Source organism: Flavobacteriales bacterium (genome assembly GCA_016700415.1).
Classification (GTDB): Bacteria; Bacteroidota; Bacteroidia; order Flavobacteriales_F; family PHOS-HE28; genus PHOS-HE28.
This window is the reverse complement of record CP065018.1, coordinates 1,493,257-1,516,035: the sequence shown is the minus strand read 5'-3', so window position 1 is coordinate 1,516,035 and position 22,779 is coordinate 1,493,257. Positions and strand designations below refer to the sequence as shown.

Below are 22,779 nucleotides of genomic sequence, written 5' to 3'. Positions count from 1 at the left end.
ACTTTTCAACCTGCCTCAAACCAATTGCATGAGACTGACCGCCATTCTTCTGATCTGCATCTTCCACGGAACTCTTCTTGCCCAGAACACCACCCTTAGCGGCAGCTTGCGCGATGCAAAGACCGGCGAGGAGCTGATCGGCGCCACCATCCGCATCAATGCGGTGCAGGCCGGCGTGTCCACCAACGTTTATGGATTTTATTCCCTCACCGTGCCGAAAGGCAGCTATGACGTCACTTACGCCTATATCGGGTACGAGCCGCTCAGCGAAAAGGTGGACCTCAATGCCGACGTGGTGAAAAACGTGGAACTGCAACCGGCCAACGAGCAGTTGAATGCCGTGGAAGTTACCGGGAAGAAGGCCGATGCGAACATCCGCAGCACTGACATGGGATTGGTGCGGCTTGAGATGAAGGACGTGAGGACCATGCCCGTGCTCTTCGGTGAAGTGGACGTGATGAAGACCATCCAACTGATGCCGGGCGTGCAGCAAACGGGCGACGGCAACACCGGCTTCTATGTGCGCGGCGGCGGCCCGGACCAGAACCTGATACTTCTGGACGAGGCTCCGATATACAATGCCAGCCACCTGCTCGGCTTCTTTTCCGTGTTCAACGGCGACGCCGTGAAGAGCGTGGACCTGATGAAGGGGGCCATCCCAGCGCGATACGGCGGACGCCTTTCATCGGTACTGGACGTTACGATGAACGACGGCAACTCCAAGGAGATGAAAGTGCATGGCGGCATCGGCCTCATCGCCTCCCGGCTTACCGTGGAAGGGCCGATCGTGAAGGACAAGGGTTCTTTCATCGTGAGCGGCAGGCGCACCTATGCCGACCTCTTCCTCAAGTTGAGCAACAACGAAGGCATCAACAGCAGCAAGCTCTATTTCTACGACGTGAACGTGAAGGGCAACTACCGGCTCGGCAAGAAGGACCGCTTCTTTCTCTCCGGATATTTCGGTCGAGATGCCCTGGGCTATAAGGACGATTTCGGCTTCGATTGGGGGAACATCACCGGGACGCTGCGCTGGAACCACCTCTTCAGCAACAAGCTCTTCGTGAACACCTCTTTCATCGCCAGCAATTACGACTACAAATTCAACGTCGGCTTCAACGACAACGACATCGCGCTTTCCAGCGGCATCCGCGAGTACAACTTGAAGAGTGACTTCTCCTACTACGCCAACAGCAAGAACACCATCCGCTTCGGCTTCAATGCTATGCACCATGCCTTCCAGCCGGGCAAATTCACCACCAGCAGCGCACGTTCCAACGACCTCATTATCCCGGAGAAGTTCGCTTTGGAAGGCGCGATCTATGTGAGCAACGAGCAGAAGGTCTCGGACCGGTTCAGTCTGGATTATGGTCTGCGCATCTCCGGTTTCAACTTGATGGGTCCTGGTGAAGCACGCACCTACGCGCCGGGCGGCGAACTCCCGCTCTCCACGGTGGATTACACCAGCGGGGAATCCATCAAAACGTATTGGGGTCCGGAGCCAAGACTCTCCGCCAGCTATGTTATAACGGAATTCTCCTCGGTGAAGGCGGCCTACAATCGCACCCGGCAGTACATCCACATGCTGAGCAACGCAGGCACCGGCGCCCCTACGGACCTGTGGTATCCCAGCACCAACAACATTGAGCCGCAAGTGGGCGACCAGATCTCATTAGGCTATTTCCGCAACCTCAAGATGAACACGTACGAGACCAGCGTGGAGGTGTACTACAAGGACATGCAGAACCTGATCGACTACAAGAACGGCGCGGACATTCTGCTGAACCCGAACGTGGAAAGCGAACTGCTCTACGGCAAGGGCAAGGCGTATGGTGTGGAGTTCTTCGTGAAAAAGACGAAGGGGAAGCTCACCGGTTGGATCGGCTACACCCTTTCCCGCTCCGAACGTACCATGGCGGAGCTGAACAACGGCAACGCCTATCCCAACCGCTACGACCGCACACATGACGCCTCCGTGGTGGCCATGTACCAGCTGAACGACAAGTGGAAGATCAGCGCCGCGTGGGTCTATGCGACGGGCAACGCGGTCACCTATCCGGAGGGCCGCTATGAGTATGCGGGGCAGGTGGTGAGCGTCTATGGCGAACGCAACACCAGCCGCATGCCAGCATATCATCGCTTGGACCTTTCGGCCACGCTGCAGGCGAAGAAGACCGAGAAGTTCAGCTCCAGCTGGAATTTCGCCGTCTATAACGCATACGCCCGCCAGAACCCGTACCTCATCGGATTCCGGGAGAATGAGGACAACCCCGGCATCACCGAGGCCTATCAGGTCGCGCTGTTCAGCATCATCCCGTCGGTTACCTACAATTTCGAATTTTGAACATGAAGGACTTCATCAAACTTCTCGTGGCCTTCACCGCCATCGCGATCTTCAGCAGTTGTGAGAAGGTGATCGACCTGCCTGTGGCCGACGCAACGCCGCACCTGGTGGTGGAGGGCAATGTGTTCGACGGCCCCGGCCCGTTCACTGTCCACCTCACCCGCACGGCATCGTTCTATAACTCCGATCCGCCGCCGAGCGTTCAAGGTGCGCATGTCCGCATCTCCGATTCCGTAGGCAATTCGGAAGACCTTTCCGAAGGCGCGAACGGGATCTATACCGCCAGCGCCCTCACAGGCGTTCCGGGCCGTACCTATTTCTTGGACGTGGAGAGCGAAGGCAAGACGTACACCGCCAGCAACACCATGCCCGAGCCGGATCCCATCGACAGCATCACCTACGAATATTTGGACAGTACGGACTATGCCTTTCTGGATACGGAGGACTTCGGGCAATACCTCACCCTGTACCACACGGACCCGGCCGGGATCGACAATTTCTACCAAGTACGGCTGTACAAGAACAGCGAGTTGGACAAACCGCACACCACGAAGAACACTTACTCGGACCGCCTGTTCGACGGGTTACAGCGTGAGAGACGCCTATTGGGGCACCCATTCCATCCGGGCGATACCGTCACGGTGGAACTATGGTCGATCGATCGCGCAGCGTATGATTTCTACACCACCCTGAACAGCGTTTCGGACAACAACGGGGGAGGACCGTTCGCCGGTGTGCCGGACAATCCGATCACCAACCTCACCAACGGAGCCTACGGCTTCTTCGGAGCTTCAGCTGTGACACAGAGCACGGTGGTGATCCAGTGAGGTAGAACAGGAACATGAATTTCGCCAGCAACAATTGGGCAGGTGGCGCACGGCCAAAAGGTGGCGGCCTTGGTCCAAATGGACCGCGGTTCGCGGCAGCCGCATGCCTTTTGTGCTGTTCGATCCTCGGATCTTTCGAGGCAGACCAGATCAAGTATCCAATTGCTTCCACATGGACCCCTTACTGAAGAACATCATCTGGGTGGCCTTCGTAGCCGCCGTGGCCGCGCTGCTGCTCTTCCTTGTCCGCAAGGGCTTCAACCGGTTGGCCGAACGCGGCCAGTGGTACGGACAGGACCACGCTTCGACGTTCAACTCGCTGCGGCGGGTCTTCAGCGTGTGCATCCTGCTTATCGCTGCGCTGCTGGTGAGCTACGTGTTCTTCGAGAAGAAGGTTTACGTGTACCTGAACGAGAACCTCATGAAGGTGATCTACCTCAGCATCATCATTCCCGGCACACTCATCTTCAGCATCGGGTCCAAGCTCGTGTTCGATCGCATGCGCATGCGTTCCGGCTCCGATGCCACCACCTACAAATTCATGCGTTACCTCGTGGTGGCGGGCATCTACATCCTTGGGATCTTTCTCGCCAGCTTTGCCTTTCCGGACCTTCAACGGTTCGCAACATCGGCCATGGCCGGCGCTGGGATCATGGCGGTAGTCATCGGGTTTGCCAGCCAAGAGGCCATATCCAACATCATTGGCGGTATGTTCATCGTGATCTACAAGCCTTTTCGCATCGGCCATGTCGTGAAACTTTCCGAAGACCTCGTGGGTGAAGTGGAGGATATCACCTTGCGGCATACGGTGATCAAGAATTACCAGAACAAGCGGATCGTGGTTCCCAATGCGATCATGAACAAGGAGCGTTTGGTGAACTATGACCTGGGCGAGAAGCGCACCTGCTCGTGGGTTGAAGTAGGCATCAGCTACGGATCCAGCATCGAGCGGGCAAAGGAACTGGTACGCCAGGAATGCATGACGCATCCGTCCTTGCTCGATACACGAACTCCGTTGGCCAAGGCGAACAACGACCCCGTGGTGATCGTGCGGGTGATCGGTCTGAACGATTCCGCCGTCACGCTTCGCGCATGGACCTGGGCGAAGGACTATCCCACCGCGTTCGTGATGCGTTGCGAGCTCTACGAATCGATCAAATTGCGCTTCGATGCCGAGGGCATCGAGATCCCGTTCCCGCACCGCACGGTGTATGTGAAACACCAAACGGGCGGTCCCGTTCCTGAACTACACGCCATGATCTGAACTCTACGCGGAATGTGAACCATGACCTCGTGCGACATCCGTATGGTCCGCGAGCACCAAGGCCACTCCATCAGCTTGCAAGGCCGCCACTCATTGGAGCGGAGCGGACGAGGGTCGATACAGCTTGACCGGGCCATACCGGTACATGAACGTTTGCGGATCCAGGTGCAAGCCTTCCACGGCTACGGCGAGAGCCTGATCGACTACAACCACAGCCAAACAACGCTGGGCATTGGTATCCCGCTGCTGCAATGGATGTGAACTCCTTCCGTAGCAACGCGCGCGCTACTCGTAACGCAACGCTTCGATGGGGTGCAGTTGCGCCGCCTTGCGTGCCGGGAAGAAACCGAAGATGACGCCGATGGCGAAGGAAAAGCCGAAGGCCATGGCCACGGAAGCAAAGGACACTGTGGTTTCCCAGTTCAAGGCTTGGCCGGCAAGTTCTGCGATCACATACCCGAGGATGATCCCGATGATCCCACCGATCAAACTGAGCAAGACCGCCTCGACCAGAAACTGGATCAAGATGGCCTGACCGGGTGCGCCCACGGCCAAACGCAAGCCGATCTCCCGTGTGCGTTCGGTGACCGAGACCAGCATGATGTTCATGATCCCGATGCCTCCCACGATCAACGATATGGAGGCGATGGTGGCCAGCAACAAGGTGATCATGCCCGTGATGGAACCCATGATATCCATGATCTCCTTCTGGGTACGGATGGTGAACGCGGGCTCCCGGCCGCTGACCTTCTCCAATCGGTTCAAGAGCACATCGTCGATCTCGGCTTTTGCGGCATCCACGCTCTCCTCGCTCATGGCGGACGCCATGATGGTCATGGCATAGTCGATCCCCAGAATTCGCTTCTGCACCGATCTGAACGGGGCGATGATCACATTGTCCTGATCCTGCCCGAAGCCACCTTCGCCTTTTTCCTTGAGCACGCCCAATACGCGGAATGGCATCTTGTTCACCCGCAATATCTGTCCGATGGACGCTTGTTCCCCACCGAACAGATCATCGGCGACCGTCTTGCCGATGACACACACCTTCTTCAATGACTTGCCGGTCTCATCGTCAAAGGCCTTACCGAAGACAACCTCGTGGTTCTGGATGTGGAAGTAGTCAGCATAGGCTCCGGTGATCGGGGTCAGGCTATTGGCCGAACCATTGACCAACTGCACCTGCGATTGGACCATCGGACTGATGTACTTGACCGACGGGGAATACCGGAGGATCTCCTTCACATCCCGTTCTTCCAATATGGTCAAGCTGCCTGCTCCACGATCCACGCCACTACGCGAAGAAGTCCCTGGTGAGATGGCGATCAAATTGGATCCGAGTTTCCCGAGTTCACCTTTGATGCTCTCCTCTGATCCTTTGCCCACGGCCAACATCCCGATCACAGCCCCCACCCCGATGATGATGCCGAGCATGGTGAGCAAGGCGCGCGTGCGGTTCCGGTTGATGGACCGCAACGCCGATCTGAACATGTCGCGTGGATTCATGGCTTTGTGGTCGTTGTGCTGGTTCGTGACTTTTCCTCAGCCTTGCGCGCTTCTTCTTCGGCTTGTTCTGCCACCAGTTGTTCGTACATCACATCGGCCCGTAGCGGAACCGCGATGGGCTCATCGGACTCGATCCGGCCATCGCGCATGTACACCCTTCGCTTCATGAACTTGGCAATGTCCTCTTCGTGCGTCACCATCACGATCAGGATCCCCTTGTCATTCAGTTCCTGCAACAACTGCATGACCTGATAGCTTGTCTTCGTGTCGAGATTCCCGGTGGCCTCATCGGCGAAAATGACCTTGGGGTCGTTCACCAGGGCCCGCGCAATGGCCACGCGCTGCTGCTGCCCTCCCGAAAGTTCATTGGTCTTGTGGTGCAGCCGATCGCCCAAACCTACCTGCTTCAGTGCCTCAATGGCGCGTTCCCTGCGCTCGTCCGAGGAGACGCTCGGATTGTAGAGCAACGGAAGTTCCACGTTCTCGATGCAAGTGGTCTTCGGAAGTAGATTGTAGGATTGGAAGATGAAACCGAACTGTCGGTTCCGGATCCTGGAGATCTCTTCTTTGGTGCGACCGCTCACCAGTTCACCGTCCAGGAGGTATTGTCCGCTGGTCGGTTCATCCAAGCAACCGAGGATGTTGAGGAAGGTGGATTTCCCACTGCCGCTGGCACCCATCAAGGCCACGAATTCGCCATCGTGGATCTTTAGCGAGACTTCGCGAACGGCGCGCACTTCATTCGGCCCCGGGTTGAAGGTCTTGCTGATCTCAACGGTCTCGATGATGCATCGTCCCGCGCTCATTTCTTATCGGTATTCGGGCTGAAGATGCTCGTGTTATCCTCGCTACCGTCCAGGATATCGATGGCAATGCGAAGGATGATCTCGCGCCCCTCCAGATCAGGAGCGTCGATCGCACTTCTGAAGCCATTGTCAAAACCCGGTCGCACCGGAACTTCTTCCAGGCTCTGTCCATCCTTCAACCAAATGGACCGCCCTTTCTTTTGCGCAAGCGCTTTGATCGTATAGCCCTCCTGCTTGAGCAAGCGCGCATCCTCTGCCGCTATCGCCAGATCGATCGCGGTGTTCGCAATGGTGAGTGCTGGAGGATTCTCCACGGTCTTGATCACCAACGTGGCTGTCATACCGGGCAGGAGCTTCAGCTCGGCGTTCTCGATCAGGATGATCACTTTGTAGGTGACCACGTTCTGTACTTCGATGGGCTGCAATTGGATCTGGTCCACCACACCGGCGAATGTTTCGTGGGTGTAGGTATCCACCGTGAACTCCACATTCTGCCCGATGCGCACTTGCCCGATGTCGGCTTCATCCACGCTGGCCTCGATCTTCATCTTGGTCAGGTCGTTGGCAATGCGAAAGAGCGTTGGTGTGGCAAAGGAGGCCGCCACTGTTTGGCCCACGTCCACGTTCTTGGAGATCACGATCCCATCGATCGGAGAGATGATGGTGGCATAGCTCAGGTTGATGGATGCTTTGTCCGCCTGCAAGCGCATCAGGTCCAAGTTCGCTTTGGCATTCTCCAGTTCCACCTCGTCCCGCTCCAGGTCCGCGTGTGTGACCGCTCCGCCGGCAAGAAGGCGCACGCTTCGGTCGAAATTGAGCTGGGCCTGCGTCAGGGCGACTTCTGCCTTCGTGATGTTGGCCCTGCTCTCGCGCACGGTTGCCTGTAAGTTTCGCATGTCCATCCGCGCGATGACCTGGCCCTTTTTCACTTTCGCATTGTGATCGGTGAAGACCTCATCGATGATCCCCGAAACCTGTGTACCCACATCGACCACTTCGATCGGATTGATGGTGCCCGTGGCCGATACCTCTTGGAACAGTGACCCGATCTCGATCCTCTCCGTCGTGAAGTCCACGACCACCTCTGGCCTGTTGGCGATGACATAAGCGGCTACAGCCCCGATACCGACCAGGATCAAGGCCCACGTGAGCAGTCGCCCTCTGCGTTTCTTCTTTTGCTCGGTTCCGGTGGATTTGTTCATGGTCTATCGTATTGGACTTTGCTCAGCTTCAAGTATTCAAAATGCCGTCCACCCCGCGTCCGCAACGATCACATCGCCGTTGATGAAGCTCGATCGGTCGCTGGCCAGAAAGAGCACGATCTCCGCAATTTCCTGCGGCTTACCGGTACGCGGATTGGTGGCCGTGGCCGAGAAGATCTGCTGTTGCGCCAAGGGCGAGATCTTCGCCATGTCGAGCGATTCGGTGATGTTGGTCTCCACGCCGCCCGGTGCCACCGCGTTGCACCGTATGCCCGACTTGGAATACATGTAGGCCGTGTTCTTGGTCAGTCCGACCAAAGCGTGCTTGCTTGCCGTGTATGCTGCGCCAGCTCTTGCGCCGCGCACACCACCGATCGATGCGATGTTGATGATGTTGCCGTGCCTCTGTTCCAGAAAACCTTTCACGGCATGTCGCATGGCCTGCATGGGTCCGGTAACATTGACGTCCATGATCGTCTGCCAGAGCGCGTCCTTTACTTCGCCAACGGGAGAGAAATCATCCATCAATCCCGCATTGTTGACGAGTACATCCAAGCCGCCCAAGGTCATCTTACAGTGATCGAACATCCGATCGATGTCCTCTGGTTTTCCCATATCGACCGGAAGCGTTTCCAGTTTGCCAGCGAGTTGCTTGGAGCCTGCACCCAATTCTTCGAGCCGATCTTTCCGTATGTCAGTAGCCAGTACGTTGGCCCCTGCCGATAGCAGGCTCATGGTGATCGCCTTGCCTATTCCTGATCCCGCACCCGTGACGATGCAGCGTTTGTTCTTCAGTGTGTCCATGTCTTCGTGCTTCTTTCTGATGGTTCCTTAGAAGCGGAACATGTACCCCATCGTGTCTCCGATACTGCAACAGTGTACGAAGGATGGGTATACAGCCTTGCTCCGGATGATGTCTTCTCGAGCTGCATTACGAATCACAAAGTTATGTTACTTAAAACGTCTTTCAAAACTAATAACGTAATATTGCACTTAACCTGTACCAATGTCGTCCACCACCAACACCTCCAGTGACCCACGCACCGCGATCCTATCCGCAGCGAAAGACCTGTTCTGGAAGTACGGGATCCGGCGCGTCACCGTGGAGGAGATCAGCAAGGAGGCCGGCATCAGTAAGATGACCTTCTACCGCACCTTCTCCAATAAGCAGGAGGTGGCCGCTGCGGTGCTGACCGATGTGCTCGATTCATCCATGCAACGCTACCGAGCAGCTATGGATAGCGATGCACCCTTCGAGGAGCGTATCCGCGAGGTGGTCCTGTTGAAGCACGACAATGCGCAGGTCATGAGCGATGAGTTCCTGAAGGACGTCCTTGGCGATCCCAATTCTGAGTTGGCTATCATGGCGCATTCATTCCAAGAGGAACACACCAAGATCTTCTTGGCCGACCTGCGCAAAGCCCAACGGAACGGCTGGATCCGAAAGGAGATCAAACCCGCGTTCATCCTCTTCATGTTGGAAAGGATGAATGCGCACATGTTCGATGTTGCGTTCCGTGGCATGTACAAGAACTCGCACGATGCGATCATGGAACTGACCAACTTCATGTTCTACGGGCTATTCCCGATGGATGCCCACAAGAAATGATGCGAACCGTGTTTGCCATATCCATATTCGGAACGACATTGAGTTGTCTAGCTCAAGACAGCCTCACGTTCTCAGGGCAAGCATCACTTGTTGGCAGCTACGGACCGGAAAATGCTCTGGAGTATTTCTTTGGTGCGCGATACTTGCCGGAGGTGCAGTACGAAGTGAAGATCGATTCCACGAAGCTGTTCACGGTGTTGGGCTCGGCCAACCTAAGTGCGACATCGTTCTTCCATCCTTTCACTGCAGACGTTACCGATGGAAGCATCGACCCCTACCGCGTTTGGGCACGGTACAGCACGAATCGTTATGAGATCCGGGTTGGCCTGCAGAAGATCGACTTCGGCTCTGCTACGCTCCTGCGACCGATGCAATGGTTCAACCAGATCGATCCGCGTGATCCGCTGCAGTTGACCAACGGCGTGTATGGTGCATTAGCTCGCTATTACTTCAAGAACAATGCGAACATCTGGCTTTGGGCACTGTATGGCAACGATGAGGCGCGCGGCTTGGATGCATTGCCTTCCGATCCGGATAGACCGGAGTTCGGTGGTCGGGTCCAGCTGCCAGTTCCGCGCGGCGAGATCGCGCTCAGCTATCACAACCGAACCGTGAACACCAAGTCGTTCGGGTTGATGGATGCAGCTGCAACAAGCACGGAGAACCGCATCGGACTGGATGGCAAATGGGATGTGACCATCGGCCTGTGGTTCGAGGTCTCACATGCGCACAACAGCGCGGACCTCGGTTTGCTGAGCGATCAAACGTTGATCAACATCGGCGCGGACTACACCATCGGCATTGGCAATGGGTTGAACGTGGTGGCGGAGCACTTACTATCAGCCGCGGACGATCAGCCGCTGGCATTCAACGACACCCGTCACATCACGGCGGCGACCGCCAATTATCCGATCGGCTTCACCAATACACTAAGTACCGTTGCCTACTACGACTGGAGCAGTGAGAATGCCACCTTCTTCCTCAATTTCCAACATCAGTTCCGGCGCCTGACCGGCTACTTGATGGCCTACTATAATCCAAGCACGCAAACGGGTGTGCAGCGGAACGACCTGGTACAGACCAGCTCTGGTCCAGGCATCCGCGCCATGCTCGTTTACAACCATTGAACAACCAAGGCCCCATTGACCATGAGCAACGAGAACATCATCACGATCGAGAAAGTCACCAAGCGCTTCAAAGTGGGCGAGGGCGAATTCACCGCCTTGAAGGAGATCGACCTGACGGTGAAGAAAGGTGAATTTGCAGGACTGGTGGGGCCGAGCGGATCGGGCAAGACCACCTTGCTCAACATCATCGGTTCGCTGGACAGTCCGACAGAAGGCAAGGCCAGCGTGTTGGGCCACGACATCGCCAGCCTCTCGCATAAGCAGAGCGCGCAGCTGCGGAACATGCACATCGGCTTCATCTTCCAGGTGTACAATCTGCTGCCGGTGTACACAGTGTACGAGAACGTGGAGTTCGCCCTGTTGCTACAAAAGGTGGGCGCGGCCGAACGCAAGAAGGCCGTGATGGAAGCACTGGAATGGGTGGGCATCGCAGGGCTCGCGGACAAGCGGCCGGACAAACTCTCAGGCGGCGAAGGACAGCGCGTGGCCATTGCACGTGCCATGGTGAAGAAGCCCGAACTGCTTCTTGCGGATGAACCCACCGCCAACCTCGATGCGACGAACGCACATGCCATCCTGAAAACGATGGTAAGCTTGAACAAGGAGCTCGGCACCACTTTCCTCTTCAGCACCCACGACGAAAAGGTGATGAGCTACCTGCGTCGCATCATCCACTTGCGCGATGGCTATGTGGAGAAGGACGAGAACGCAACACCCGCCTCATCATGAAACTGGCATTGCAACTGGCCTACCGGAACTTGGTCGGTGCGGGATTGCGCACGTGGTTGAACGTGATCGTGCTCGCCTTCGCCTTCCTGATGATCATCTTCTTCAACGGCCTGATGGATGGTTGGGACCGACAAGCACGGCGCGACAGCATCGCCATGGAGTTCGGGAACGGACAATTGCTGCATCCGGACTATGACCCTTACGATCCCTTCAGCATTCAGGACGGACATGGTGTGCTGAACAGCGATCAGGCTGACAAGCTCACGCCGATCCTGATCCGACAAGCTTCGGTGTATCCACAGGGTCGCATGGTCTCCGCATTGTTGAAAGGGATACCCGTGGACCAACGGATCCTGACACTTCCTACCGCGGAGTTGAAGAAGAGCGATGCAGCGATCCCGGTGATGATCGGGAAACGCATGGCCGCTTCGCTGAACGTGAAAGAAGGTGACAAACTCCTGCTGCGTTGGCGCGACAAGAACGGGACGTTCGATGCGGCCGACATGACCGTGGTACACATCTTCCAGACCGACGTTCCCGCTGTCGACAAGGGGAGCATCTGGTTGCCCATGGACAAGCTCGAAAAAATGACAGGACTGGTCGGACACGCCAGCGAATTCATCCTCTCCGAAGGCTTCGACCCTTCCGACACCGGCGGCTGGACCTACAAGTCGCAAGCTATGTTGTTGCAGGACATCACGGACATCATCGCCATGAAGAAGACGAGCAGCTCCGTGTTGTACCTGATGCTCGTCGCCATTGCCTTGATCGCGATCTTCGACACGCAGGTACTCTCCGTGTTCCGTCGGCAACGCGAGATCGGCACCTACGTGGCCTTGGGCATGACGCGCACCCAAGTGGTGGGTCTCTTCACCGTGGAAGGCAGCATGTACAGTCTGCTCGCCATGGCGGTGGGCTGCATCGTCGGCATACCGCTCTTCGTGTATCTGGCCACCACAGGCATCGCGTTCCCGACCACCACCATGGCCCAGGACATGGGCGTGGCGATATCGGATCGGATCTTCCCTGTCTTCGGAGTACAACTGGTGCTGGGTACGGTGTTGCTCGTAGTGATCGCCGCCACCATCGTGAGCTTTCTGCCTGCCCGGAAGATCGCACGGATGAACGCGGTGGAGGCCTTGAAAGGAAAACTGCAATGATCAGCAGGGTATGAAATTGGCATTGAAACTCGCGTACAAGAACCTGATCGGTGCGGGTCTGCGCACCTGGCTCAACGTGGGTGTGCTCGCCTTCGCCTACCTGATCATCCTCTTCTTCAACGGGCTCACCAACGGTTGGTCGCACCAAGCGCAACGCGATGGCATTCGTTGGGAATTCGGCAATGGGCATCTGCTCAACCCACACTACGATCCCTACGATCCGTTCAGCGTGCAGGACGGCCACGGCACGCTGGAAGGTGCGGATACGAAAGCGTTGATGCCCATGCTGGTGCAGCAGGGATCGATCTATCCCGATGGCCGCATGGTGTCGATATTACTAAAAGGGATACCCGAGGACCAAACGGAGATCGCCGTACCCATCGCCGAGTTGAAGAACAGCAGCGCTGAACTTCCGGTGATGCTGGGTGAACGCATGGCGAAGTCGATCAAGGCCGCGGAAGGCGACAAGGTGCTGCTGCGCTGGCGCGATCACAACGGCACCTTCGATGCCAAGGAAATGACCGTGGCGCACATCTTCAATACCGAGATCCCCACGGTGGACAACGGAACCGTATGGCTTCCGCTGGACACCCTGTGGCACATGACCAACCTGCAAGGCGAAGCCAGTTTGTTCGTGGCATCCGAACACTTCGACCCAGCGCAAACAGCCGGCTGGAAATTCCTGTCGCAAGAGGAATTGTTGAAGGACACGAATGACATCATCAACGCCGAGCGCTTCAGCGATGCCATCATCTACCTGATGCTGCTCGCCATCGCCTTGATCGCCGTGTTCGATACACAAGTGCTTTCGGTGTTCCGCCGCCAGCGCGAGATCGGCACCTACGTGGCACTAGGTATGACGCGAACACAAGTGGTCACGCTCTTTACCGTGGAAGGCAGCATGTACAGCATATTCGCCGTGGTGGTGGGCAGCGTGATCGGCATTCCGTTCTTCGAATACCTCGCCTCCATCGGTATCGGACTTCCGGAATCCATTCAATCCATGGGCATGATGATGGGCAAACGCATCTTCCCGCTGTTCAGCATCCAATTGATCATCGGCACGGTGCTGCTGATCGTCGCCACGGCCACACTCGTCAGTTACCTCCCCGCACGCAAGATCGCACGCATGAATGCGGTGGAAGCACTCAAAGGAAAATTGCAATGATCAAGTTCCTCTTCAAAGGCATTCTGCGCGACAAAAGTCGCAGCCTCCTCCCCATCATCATCATCCTGCTGGGTGTAACGCTCACGTTGTTGTTGAGCGGATTCCTGCGCGGTATGATGGGCGATATCGTCGATCAGAACGCCCGCTTCGATACGGGCCATGTGAAGGTGATGACCAAGGCCTATGCGGCGGAACAGGACCAACTGCCCAACGATCTGGCCATGCTCGGCTTGGACACCTTGACCCAAGGACTGTCCGCGCGTTTCCCCGACATGCAGTGGACCTCGCGAATCCGCTTCGGTGGCTTGATCGATGCACAGGATGCGGAAGGGAATTCCAAGGGACAAGGTCCCGCGTCCGGTACAGCGATCGACCTGTTGCACGACGCCAGCGGCGAGGTGGAGCGCATGAACATCCGCAGTTCGTTGGTGAGCGGCACTATACCAACGGAACCCGGTCAAGCCTTGGTGGGACATGCCCTGGCCGAGAAACTGAAGGTCGCCATCGGTGACCAGGTGATGTACTTCGGCACCACCATGAACGGCAGCATGACCTTCAAGAACTTCACCGTGAGCGGCACCATCCGCTTCGGCGCGGCCGCCATGGACAAGGGCGCGATCATCATCGACCTGGCCGATGCGCAGGAGATGCTGGACATGGCCGATGGTGCCGGTGAAGTGCTCGGGTTCTTCAAGAGCAACGCGTACGACAACGACAAAGCAGAGGCCGCGGCCAACAGCTTCAATGCACTCTACGCGAACAGCAGCGATGAATTCGCGCCGGTGATGAAGACCTTGAAACAACAGAACGGACTTGCCGACCTGCTCGACTACGCGGACCTGATGGCGGGGCTCTTCGTCTTCATCTTCATCGCCGCCATGAGCATCGTGCTCTGGAACACCGGCCTACTCGGCGGATTGCGGCGCTACAAGGAATATGGCATCCGACTGGCTTTGGGCGAAAGCAAGGGACGCATCTACGGCACCATGGTCCTGGAGGCCCTGCTGATCGGCACGATCGGATCGGTGATCGGTACGGTGCTCGGCTTGGCGGGCGTGTACTACCTGCAGGTGGTTGGCATCGACATCAGCAGCTTCCTGCAGAACTCCACCATGATGATGCCGTCGATCATGCGCGCCAAACTGACACCGGACCTCTTCTACCTCGGCTTCATCCCCGGCGTGGTGGCGATGGTACTTGGCACGATGCTTTCAGGTATCGGGATATACAAGCGCGAAACGGCCACGCTCTTCAAGGACTTGGAAGTGTGAGGAAGCCCAAGATCGATATCGAAGCACCTGTACCGTCGACCCACTGGGTCGACCTATCCAACCAACACGCACTATGAAAACCGCACTCCTCACACTTGCTTTTGCCACCATCACCGGCATAGCATCCGCACAAACTCCCGACGCTGTCGCCATCATGAACAAGGTGGACGAGAACATGAACTCGCGCACCAACGTGACCACCTCCGATATGGTGATCCACGGACGGCGCGGCGATCGCACCGTTACCTCGAAGGGCTACACGGAAGGCACCGCGCGCAGCTTCACGGAATACCTCGCTCCAGCCCGTGAGAAAGGCACCAAGATGCTGAAGCTGGACGACCGACTGTGGATCTATTCCCCCAGCACCGACCGAACGATCCAGCTCAGCGGCCACATGCTGCGCCAAAGCGTGATGGGCAGCGACCTCAGCTACGAGGACATGATGGAGGACCGCAAACTGATGGAAATGTACACCGCGAAAGTGGTCGGTGAAGAATCCTTGGAAGGTCGTGCCTGCTGGGTGCTGGAACTGACCGCCAAGGTGCCCGATGTGAGCTACGAGAAGCGCAAGATCTGGGTGGACAAGGAACGCTTCGTACCCATGAAGGAGGATCTGTTCGCCAAGAGCGGCCAACTGCTGAAACAGACCGTGATGAGCGGTGTGAAGCAGTTCGGCAAGCGTTGGTACCCTACCAAGATCAATTACAAGGACATGCTGAAGGACGGCCAAGGCACTGATTTCATCGCGACCGAGATCCTGTTCGACGTGGAGATCCCGGAGACGGTGTTCAATAAGGCTTCGCTGAAGAAGTGAAATAGTGCAGTGGCCGGGATTGCACCGATCCCCGAAAAAGCTATATTTGCGCCCCCATTGAGAAAAAGACCATGCTGATCATCCCGGTGAAAGAAGGCGAGCCCATTGATAAGGCGCTGAAGAAGTTCAAGAAGAAGTTCGAGCGCACGGGCACCTTGCGGGCTTTGCGGAAGCGCCAAGCCTTCTACAAGCCTTCGGTGGAGCGCCGTAAAGAAGTGCTGCGTGCCACCTACAAGCAGGAAAAGTACGGCGGCGAACAGTAGGGATATGTAGGGACGATTCATGCATCGCCCCCTACATGTCACCAAGACCTTGTAGACAACAAGCCTTGAAAGGCGAAAGGACCGATCGGTCTTTTCGCCTTTTTCGCATTGATGCCCGTCGAGCGCTTTCTGGAACACCTTGCCTTTGAGAAGCGCGCCAGTCCGCTTACGGTGAAGGCGTACCGCGGGGATCTGGAGCAGTTCACCCGCTTTCTGGAGGAGGAGATCGGCTTGAAGGGCCCGGCAGAGGCCACGGACAAGGCGGTACGTGGCTGGATGATGCGGATGTTGGAAGAGGGTGTGGGCACCCGCTCGGTGAACCGGAAGCTGAGCGCGTTGCGCGCCTACTATCACTTTGCCCGCACAGTGGGCGTAGTGCATGCGGACCCCACGGCCTTGATCGAACCGCCGAAGACGCCGAAGCGCCTGCCAGAGTTCGTTGCCGAGCGCAGCATGAAGATGCTCCTGGAGGAGATCCCTTGGCCCGAGGGCTTCATCGGGGAACGGGACCGCCTACTTCTGGAACTCTTGTACGGGACCGGAATGCGCTTGGCCGAACTGACAGGCCTGGTGCCGGCCGATATCGACTTCCGGCGGGGCACGGTGCGCGTGCTGGGAAAGCGGGATAAGGAACGGATCATCCCGTTGGCCACACCGTTGCTGGAGTTGCTGCGGCGCTACCTTCAAACGCGGGAGGCGTTGCCGGTCCCCCCTCCGCCCGGTACGCCCTTGCTGGTGAGGGAAGACGGACAACCCCTGCCGCGACGCACCATACAATCCCTCGTTAAGCGTTACCTTAGTGCGGTGACCACCCAGGATAAACGAAGCCCCCACGTCTTGCGCCACACCTTTGCGACCCATCTGTTGGAGCATGGTGCCGACCTGAACGCCGTGAAGGAACTGCTCGGCCATGCGAACCTTGCGGCCACTCAAGTGTATACCCACAATACCGTTGAAAAACTGAAACAGGCCCACCGGCAAGCGCATCCGCGCGGCGGGACCGGACCGACGAAAGCACCTTAAAAAAAACCGTGATATGAACGTGACCGTGCATTCCCTCCATTTCGACGCCGACATCAAGCTCATTGATTTCATCAAGGAGAAATTGAACAAGCTCACCCAGTTCCATGATAACATCCTCACCGGTGATGTGACTCTCCGGGTGGGGAGTGACGGGGAGCGGCCCGAGAACAAACATGTGGAGATCCGCTTGGCCGTGCCGGGCAACGACCTCTTCGCAAAACGTAAGGCCTCCAGCTTCGAGGAGGCGGCGGTGAACACCATCGAGGCGCTCCGCAGCCAAGTGGAGAAGGACAAGACCCGCCTGCGCGAGGTGCGCGGATAGGTCCAAGGCAAGGTGTTTACGCCCCTTATCAACCTTTAACGACGGCCATGATGAACATCGTGGCCGTCGTTATTTGGTGGCGTCGTGCTTTTGTATACATTTGCAGGCCCAATTCCGGGGGTATTGCCTCCGGAAACGGGTCGGGAACGTTCTTTTTCTTGCTGTACATGCCAATGTAGCTCAGCTGGTAGAGCAGCTGATTTGTAATCAGCCGGTCGGGGGTTCGAGTCCCTCCATTGGCTCCGTGAAAGGACCAGGGGAGATACCCAAGCGGCCAACGGGGGCAGACTGTAAATCTGCTGTCTTACGACTTCGTAGGTTCGAATCCTGCTCTCCCCACAACAACGGAGCCAAATTCCGGAAGCCCCCAACAGGTGGGGTCGACCGGCACCAAGCGGGAGTAGCTCAGTTGGTAGAGCATCAGCCTTCCAAGCTGAATGTCGCGGGTTCGAATCTCGTCTCCCGCTCTACCGCCAAGCCCTGCTTCCAGGGGCGCGGCGCAACAACGATACAACGGCCTTTGTAGCTCAGAGGTAGAGCACTTCCTTGGTAAGGAAGAGGTCGCGGGTTCAATTCCCGCCAAAGGCTCCACGACAAGGCCGACGGAATTGCCCCGCAAGGGGTGGCATGCACACGAGAAGGGATCAGCCCGGAACGAACGAACGAACAACACCAAACGACCACAATCATTTAAAGGACCATGGCAAAGGAGACCTACCAACGGACCAAGCCGCACGTGAACATCGGTACGATCGGACACGTTGACCACGGCAAGACCACGCTGACAGCAGCCATCACCAAGGTGCTGGCCGATAAAGGCTTTTCCGAAGCCCGCAGTTTCGACTCCATCGACAATGCGCCGGAGGAGAAGGAGCGCGGCATCACCATCAATACTTCACACGTGGAGTATTCTACCGAGAGCCGTCACTACGCACACGTGGATTGTCCGGGCCACGCCGACTATGTGAAGAACATGGTGACGGGTGCCGCCCAGATGGACGGTGCCATCCTCGTGGTGGCCGCTACCGATGGCCCCATGCCCCAGACCCGCGAGCATATCCTGCTCGGTCGTCAGGTGGGCGTGCCCAAGATCGTGGTCTTCATGAACAAGGTCGACCTCGTCGACGACGCCGAACTGCTTGACCTCGTTGAGATGGAAGTGCGCGAGCTGCTTTCCTTCTATGAGTATGACGGTGACAACACCCCGGTGATCCGTGGCAGCGCCCTCGGCGCCCTGAACGGCGAAGCCAAGTGGGTGGAGAGCGTGATGGAGCTGATGAATGCCGTGGACACCTGGATCCCCATCCCGCCCCGCGACACCGAGAAGCCCTTGCTGATGAGCGTGGAGGACGTGTTCTCCATCACCGGACGCGGTACTGTGGCCACTGGCCGTATCGAGACCGGCATCGTGAAGACCGGCGATCCCCTCGAGATCATCGGGATGCAGGAGGAGAAGATGACCAGCACCTGCACGGGTGTGGAGATGTTCAAGAAACTCCTCGATCGCGGCGAGGCCGGCGACAACGTGGGCATGCTCCTGCGTGGCATTGAAAAGGACCAGATCCGTCGTGGAATGGTCATCGCCAAGCCCGGCAGCATCACCCCGCACACCGAATTCAAAGGTGAGATCTACGTGTTGAAGAAGGAGGAAGGCGGACGCCATACCCCGTTCCACAACAAGTACCGCCCCCAGTTCTACTTCCGCACGACGGACGTTACCGGGGAGATCACCATGGAGGAAGGTCGTGAAATGATCATGCCCGGTGACAACGTTACCATCCATGTGAAACTGATCGTGCCGATCGCCATGACCAAGGGCCTGCGTTTCGCCATCCGTGAGGGTGGACGTACCGTGGGTGCCGGCCAGGTGACCGAGATCATCAAGTAATCCGACCGGAACAAGAAGCGACGGGGCCGTCCGCCGAAGGGCGGGCGGCCTTTGCCGCCGAAATGAACGGGAAGCATAGAGGAACGAACGGGAGTAGCTCAATTGGTAGAGCGACGGTCTCCAAAACCGTAGGCTGCGGGTTCGATTCCTGCCTCCCGTGCCAAAGCAAACCAAGGCGCGGGGTCCCGCGCCCCAAACAAAAAGACCAAATACAGTGGCAAGCTTCAAGACATACCTGAGCGAGAGCTACAACGAGCTCGTCCATAAGGTCAGTTGGCCCACTTGGAAGGATCTGCAGAGCAGCTCCATCCTCGTGCTGGTCTCCGCGCTCATCGTTTCCCTGATCGTCTTCCTGATGGACTTCCTCTTCGGGGTGCACAACATGGGCAACAGCAACTTCTGGAAAGGCATTTTAGGGTTCATCTACAAATTCATCGGACAGTAAGATGGCCGTCACCACCACCAAGAAATGGTACGTGCTCCGCGCCATCAGCGGGAAGGAGAAGAAGGTGAAGGAACTCATCGATACGGAGATCCGCCGTTCCAACTTGGGCAGCTACATCGCCCAAGTGCTCATCCCCATGGAGAAGTTTTACCAGATCCGTGATGGCAAAAAGGTCAGCAAGGAAAGGAACTTCTTCCCGGGCTATGTCCTGTTGGAGGCAGACCTCACAGGTGAGACAGCACACACGTTGAAGCAGATGACGAACGTGATCGGTTTTCTCGGTGCGGAGAAAGGAGGTGACCCAGTGCCCTTGCGCCAGAGCGAGGTGAACCGCATCCTTGGTACGGTGGATGAACTGGCTGATGCCGATGAGTCCCCTTACAATCCTTACCACGTGGGTGAGGGCGTGAAGGTGATCGACGGGCCGTTCAATGGCTTCAACGGCATCATCGAAGAGATCAATGAAGAGAAAAAGAAGCTGAAAGTGATGGTGAAGATCTTCGGAAGAAGGACGCCGCTGGAACTGAGCTTCATGCAGGTAGAGAAAGAGGTGTAACGGTGTAGCGGCGATGCATGCATCGCCCATACACCGCCCCAACGAAGAAAAACCAGTCCAAGTCCGCCGCAAGGCGGACGCCAAACAGGACACAACAACCAAAAAATGGCCAAGGAAATAACGGGGCTGGTGAAGCTCCAAGTAAAAGGAGGGGCGGCGAACCCGGCCCCCCCGATCGGTCCCGCGCTCGGCGCGAAGGGCGTGAACATCATGGAGTTCTGCAAGCAGTTCAACGGGCGCACGCAGGACAAGGCTGGCAAGGTGCTACCGGTGGTGATCACGGTCTACGCTGATAAGAGCTTCGACTTCATCATCAAGACCCCGCCCGCAGCGGTGCAACTGATGGACCACGCCAAGGCCAAGAAGGGCAGCGGCGTGCCCCAGACCAACAAGGTGGGCAGCGTCACTTGGGAGCAGGTGAAGTTGATCGCCGAGGACAAGATGGCCGACCTCAACTGCTTCTCCGTAGAGAGCGCCATGAGCATGGTGGCCGGCACCGCCCGTTCCATGGGCATCACCGTATCCGGCGAAAGCCCGATCAGCAAATAACCGGAAGCCATGCCACAACTGACCAAGAAAAGAAAGGTTGCCGCCGGTAAGATCGACGCGACCAAGGCTTACGACCTGCAAGAGGCCACCGCCCTTGTAAAGGAAACCAGCACCACCAAGTTTGACGCCACGGTGGACATCGCCGTGCGCCTCGGAGTGGACCCCAAGAAGAGCACCGAGATGGTGCGCGGAACCGTGAGCCTGCCTCATGGTACCGGCCGGACCGTGCGCGTTCTGGTGCTGGCCGACCCCGCCAAGTGCGAGGAGGCCGTCGCCGCCGGTGCCGACATGGCCGGGCTGGACGAGTACGTGGAAAAGATCAAGAACGGTTGGACGGACGTGGATGTGATCATCTGCACCCCCAACGTGATGGCCAAAGTGGGTGCACTGGGACGTATCCTCGGCCCCCGCGGCCTGATGCCGAACCCCAAGACGGGCACCGTGACCATGGACGTGGCCAAAGCCACCCAGGAGGTGAAGGCCGGTAAGATCGACTTCAAGGTGGACAAGGCCGGCATCATCCACGCGGTGATCGGCAAGGTCTCCTTCGATGCGGCCAAGCTGACCGAGAACGCCAATGAACTGCTGCAGACGTTGATGAAGCTCAAGCCGAGCACCGCAAAAGGTGCTTATGTCGAGAGCATCTTCATCAGCAGCACGATGGGCCCAGGTATTAAAGTAGACACTCGCGTAGTGGGATAAGAGATCGTACGGGCGCGAGACTTCGCGCCCCCGTGATCACGTCCCCAAAAGGAAAAAGAAAATGGCAACCCGCGCAGAAAAAGACCAAGCCATCACCGAGCTGATCGGTGAGATCGAAAGCACCAACGTGCTCTACCTCACCGACGCCAGTTCCATGGACGCCGAGAGCACCAGCAAACTCCGTCGTGCCTGCCATAAGGGCGGCATCCGGATGAAGGTGGTGAAGAACACCCTCCTTCGCAAAGCGATGGAGGGCGTGGAAGGGAAGGACTACAGCGAGCTGTATCCCACCATCGTCGGCCAAACGGCCGTCCTCTTCGCCGAGAAGGGCAACGCTCCGGCCAAGCTCATCAAGGATTTCCGCCAAAAGAAGGGTACACGCCCGGCGTTGAAGAGCGCCTGGATCGACGAGGCGGTGTTCATCGGTGACGACCAGTTGGTGATGCTCAGCGAGCTGAAGGGCCGCGAAGAGCTCATCGGCGAGATCATCGGCCTGCTGCAAAGCCCGATGAAGAACGTCATCAGCGCCCTCCAAGGCAGCGGCGGGCACAAGATCGCCGGCCTGGTAAAGGCATTACAAGAAAAAGCCGCCTAAAGCGGTAAGGGCGTATATGGGCGATGCAGGCGTCGCCCATAAACGCCCCGACAACAAGACTAAACGCGTTACGCACACGACAGCTTCCCAACAACCGTAAGTAACAAAAACAAAAGATGGCAGACATCAAGAACCTGGGCGACCAGCTCGTAGGGCTCACCGTGAAAGAGGTGAACGAATTGGCCCAGTACCTGAAAGACGAATACAAGATCGAACCGGCAGCTGCCGCAGTAGCAATGGCCGCCCCCGTCGCCGGTGGTGGCGCTGATGCCGCCGAGGCACAGACCAGCTTCGACGTGATCCTCAAGTCCGGTGGACAGAGCAAGCTCGCCGTGGTGAAACTGGTGAAAGAACTCACCGGTCTCGGACTGAAGGAGGCAAAGGACCTCGTGGACGGTGCCCCGAAGCCTGTGAAGGAAGGGGTGTCCAAAGAGGACGCCGAGAACCTGAAACAGCAACTGACGGAAGCCGGGGCCGAAGTTGAGGTCAAATAAGCTCACCCGGTCCGAAGGACAGCGAAGGCCGGGTGCCCCGCCACAAGCGGGAGCACCCGGCCGATCGGGTCTTTGTGCCCGTTAAAGGGCCATCAATAACCCCATGTACCGGGGGCTT

25 protein-coding genes and 5 tRNA genes are annotated in these 22,779 nt (G+C 57.4%); 26 read left to right on the top strand and 4 right to left on the bottom strand.

Going from position 1 to position 22,779, the window contains the following annotated elements; translation table 11 throughout:
* The first annotated feature begins 28 nt into the window (after positions 1-28).
* From IPP95_06440 to IPP95_06425, 4 genes are all read left to right on the top strand, one after another.
* Positions 29-2,341: a TonB-dependent receptor gene (locus IPP95_06440; protein QQS73845.1), complete on the top strand. Its 2,313-nt coding sequence runs from the start codon at positions 29-31 to the stop codon at positions 2,339-2,341.
* 2 nt (positions 2,342-2,343) lie between these two features.
* Positions 2,344-3,168 (top strand): DUF4249 domain-containing protein, encoded by an 825-nt coding sequence (locus tag IPP95_06435; protein ID QQS73844.1) that lies wholly within the window; start codon positions 2,344-2,346, stop codon positions 3,166-3,168.
* Between the two features lie 172 nt (positions 3,169-3,340).
* A complete protein-coding gene (locus IPP95_06430; GenBank protein QQS73843.1) occupies positions 3,341-4,432 on the top strand; it encodes a mechanosensitive ion channel family protein in 1,092 nt (363 codons plus the stop codon).
* 21 nt (positions 4,433-4,453) lie between these two features.
* Positions 4,454-4,693: a phospholipase A gene (locus tag IPP95_06425; GenBank protein ID QQS73842.1), complete on the top strand. Its 240-nt coding sequence runs from the start codon at positions 4,454-4,456 to the stop codon at positions 4,691-4,693.
* A 24-nt stretch (positions 4,694-4,717) separates the two neighbouring features.
* Here IPP95_06425 and IPP95_06420 read toward each other — a convergent pair whose 3' ends face one another.
* Genes IPP95_06420 through IPP95_06405 form a run of 4 tightly spaced genes read right to left on the bottom strand, consistent with a single transcriptional unit; the run spans position 4,718 to position 8,750 of the window.
* Positions 4,718-5,923 carry an ABC transporter permease gene (locus IPP95_06420; GenBank protein ID QQS73841.1) on the bottom strand — a complete coding sequence of 402 codons (1,206 nt, stop codon included), beginning with the start codon at positions 5,921-5,923 and terminating at the stop codon, positions 4,718-4,720.
* 11 nt (positions 5,924-5,934) lie between these two features.
* Positions 5,935-6,744 (bottom strand): ABC transporter ATP-binding protein, encoded by an 810-nt coding sequence (locus IPP95_06415; protein QQS73840.1) that lies wholly within the window; start codon positions 6,742-6,744, stop codon positions 5,935-5,937.
* Positions 6,741-7,946 carry an efflux RND transporter periplasmic adaptor subunit gene (locus tag IPP95_06410; GenBank protein QQS73839.1) on the bottom strand — a complete coding sequence of 402 codons (1,206 nt, stop codon included), beginning with the start codon at positions 7,944-7,946 and terminating at the stop codon, positions 6,741-6,743. Before IPP95_06410 ends, IPP95_06415 begins: the two co-directional genes overlap by 4 nt.
* Positions 7,947-7,982: 36 nt before the next feature.
* Entirely contained in the window at positions 7,983-8,750 is a 768-nt protein-coding gene (locus IPP95_06405) for an SDR family oxidoreductase (protein ID QQS73838.1), read from the bottom strand.
* A gap of 202 nt (positions 8,751-8,952) precedes the next feature.
* On the opposite strand from IPP95_06405, the gene IPP95_06400 reads away from it, so the two are divergent.
* From IPP95_06400 to rplL, 22 genes are all read left to right on the top strand, one after another.
* Entirely contained in the window at positions 8,953-9,555 is a 603-nt protein-coding gene (locus IPP95_06400) for a TetR/AcrR family transcriptional regulator (protein ID QQS73837.1), read from the top strand.
* 38 nt (positions 9,556-9,593) lie between these two features.
* Positions 9,594-10,682 (top strand): hypothetical protein, encoded by a 1,089-nt coding sequence (locus tag IPP95_06395; GenBank protein QQS74209.1) that lies wholly within the window; start codon positions 9,594-9,596, stop codon positions 10,680-10,682.
* Positions 10,683-10,703: 21 nt separating this feature from the next.
* Complete coding sequence (locus tag IPP95_06390) at positions 10,704-11,411, top strand: ABC transporter ATP-binding protein (GenBank protein QQS73836.1); 708 nt, start codon at positions 10,704-10,706, stop codon at positions 11,409-11,411.
* Positions 11,408-12,571, top strand: a complete 1,164-nt coding sequence (locus IPP95_06385; protein ID QQS73835.1) for an ABC transporter permease — start codon at positions 11,408-11,410, stop codon at positions 12,569-12,571. Before IPP95_06390 ends, IPP95_06385 begins: the two co-directional genes overlap by 4 nt.
* A 10-nt stretch (positions 12,572-12,581) precedes the next feature.
* The gene (locus IPP95_06380; GenBank protein QQS73834.1) at positions 12,582-13,739 is read left to right on the top strand and encodes an ABC transporter permease; all 1,158 of its coding nucleotides are present in this window, start codon (positions 12,582-12,584) and stop codon (positions 13,737-13,739) included.
* On the top strand, positions 13,736-15,010 hold the full coding sequence (locus IPP95_06375; protein QQS73833.1) for an FtsX-like permease family protein: 1,275 nt from the start codon (positions 13,736-13,738) through the stop codon (positions 15,008-15,010). The genes IPP95_06380 and IPP95_06375 overlap by 4 nt, the downstream gene beginning before the upstream one ends.
* 73 nt (positions 15,011-15,083) lie before the next feature.
* A complete protein-coding gene (locus IPP95_06370) occupies positions 15,084-15,824 on the top strand; it encodes an outer membrane lipoprotein-sorting protein (protein ID QQS73832.1) in 741 nt (246 codons plus the stop codon).
* Between the two features lie 71 nt (positions 15,825-15,895).
* A complete protein-coding gene (locus tag IPP95_06365) occupies positions 15,896-16,087 on the top strand; it encodes a 30S ribosomal protein S21 (GenBank protein QQS73831.1) in 192 nt (63 codons plus the stop codon).
* A gap of 111 nt (positions 16,088-16,198) precedes the next feature.
* Positions 16,199-17,110, top strand: a complete 912-nt coding sequence (locus IPP95_06360) for a tyrosine-type recombinase/integrase (protein ID QQS73830.1) — start codon at positions 16,199-16,201, stop codon at positions 17,108-17,110.
* Positions 17,111-17,123: 13 nt separating this feature from the next.
* Positions 17,124-17,432 carry a ribosome-associated translation inhibitor RaiA gene (locus IPP95_06355; GenBank protein QQS73829.1) on the top strand — a complete coding sequence of 103 codons (309 nt, stop codon included), beginning with the start codon at positions 17,124-17,126 and terminating at the stop codon, positions 17,430-17,432.
* 169 nt (positions 17,433-17,601) lie between these two features.
* Positions 17,602-17,674 (top strand) — tRNA-Thr (locus IPP95_06350).
* A gap of 14 nt (positions 17,675-17,688) precedes the next feature.
* Positions 17,689-17,771 (top strand) — tRNA-Tyr (locus IPP95_06345).
* A 55-nt stretch (positions 17,772-17,826) separates the two neighbouring features.
* Positions 17,827-17,899: transfer RNA gene (locus IPP95_06340), tRNA-Gly, on the top strand.
* 49 nt (positions 17,900-17,948) lie between these two features.
* A tRNA-Thr gene (locus tag IPP95_06335) sits at positions 17,949-18,023 on the top strand.
* Between the two features lie 109 nt (positions 18,024-18,132).
* Entirely contained in the window at positions 18,133-19,320 is a 1,188-nt protein-coding gene (gene tuf / locus IPP95_06330; GenBank protein ID QQS73828.1) for an elongation factor Tu, read from the top strand.
* Positions 19,321-19,407: 87 nt separating this feature from the next.
* Positions 19,408-19,483, top strand: a tRNA-Trp gene (locus IPP95_06325).
* 51 nt (positions 19,484-19,534) lie between these two features.
* Positions 19,535-19,765: a preprotein translocase subunit SecE gene (secE, locus tag IPP95_06320; protein QQS73827.1), complete on the top strand. Its 231-nt coding sequence runs from the start codon at positions 19,535-19,537 to the stop codon at positions 19,763-19,765.
* Between the two features lies 1 nt (position 19,766).
* Entirely contained in the window at positions 19,767-20,321 is a 555-nt protein-coding gene (gene nusG, locus IPP95_06315) for a transcription termination/antitermination factor NusG (protein QQS73826.1), read from the top strand.
* 105 nt (positions 20,322-20,426) lie between these two features.
* Entirely contained in the window at positions 20,427-20,870 is a 444-nt protein-coding gene (gene rplK / locus IPP95_06310; GenBank protein QQS73825.1) for a 50S ribosomal protein L11, read from the top strand.
* 9 nt (positions 20,871-20,879) lie between these two features.
* Positions 20,880-21,572 (top strand): 50S ribosomal protein L1, encoded by a 693-nt coding sequence (locus tag IPP95_06305; protein QQS73824.1) that lies wholly within the window; start codon positions 20,880-20,882, stop codon positions 21,570-21,572.
* Positions 21,573-21,633: 61 nt separating this feature from the next.
* The gene (locus IPP95_06300) at positions 21,634-22,167 is read left to right on the top strand and encodes a 50S ribosomal protein L10 (GenBank protein QQS73823.1); all 534 of its coding nucleotides are present in this window, start codon (positions 21,634-21,636) and stop codon (positions 22,165-22,167) included.
* A 116-nt stretch (positions 22,168-22,283) separates the two neighbouring features.
* Entirely contained in the window at positions 22,284-22,661 is a 378-nt protein-coding gene (gene rplL, locus IPP95_06295) for a 50S ribosomal protein L7/L12 (protein QQS73822.1), read from the top strand.
* Positions 22,662-22,779: the final 118 nt, after the last annotated feature.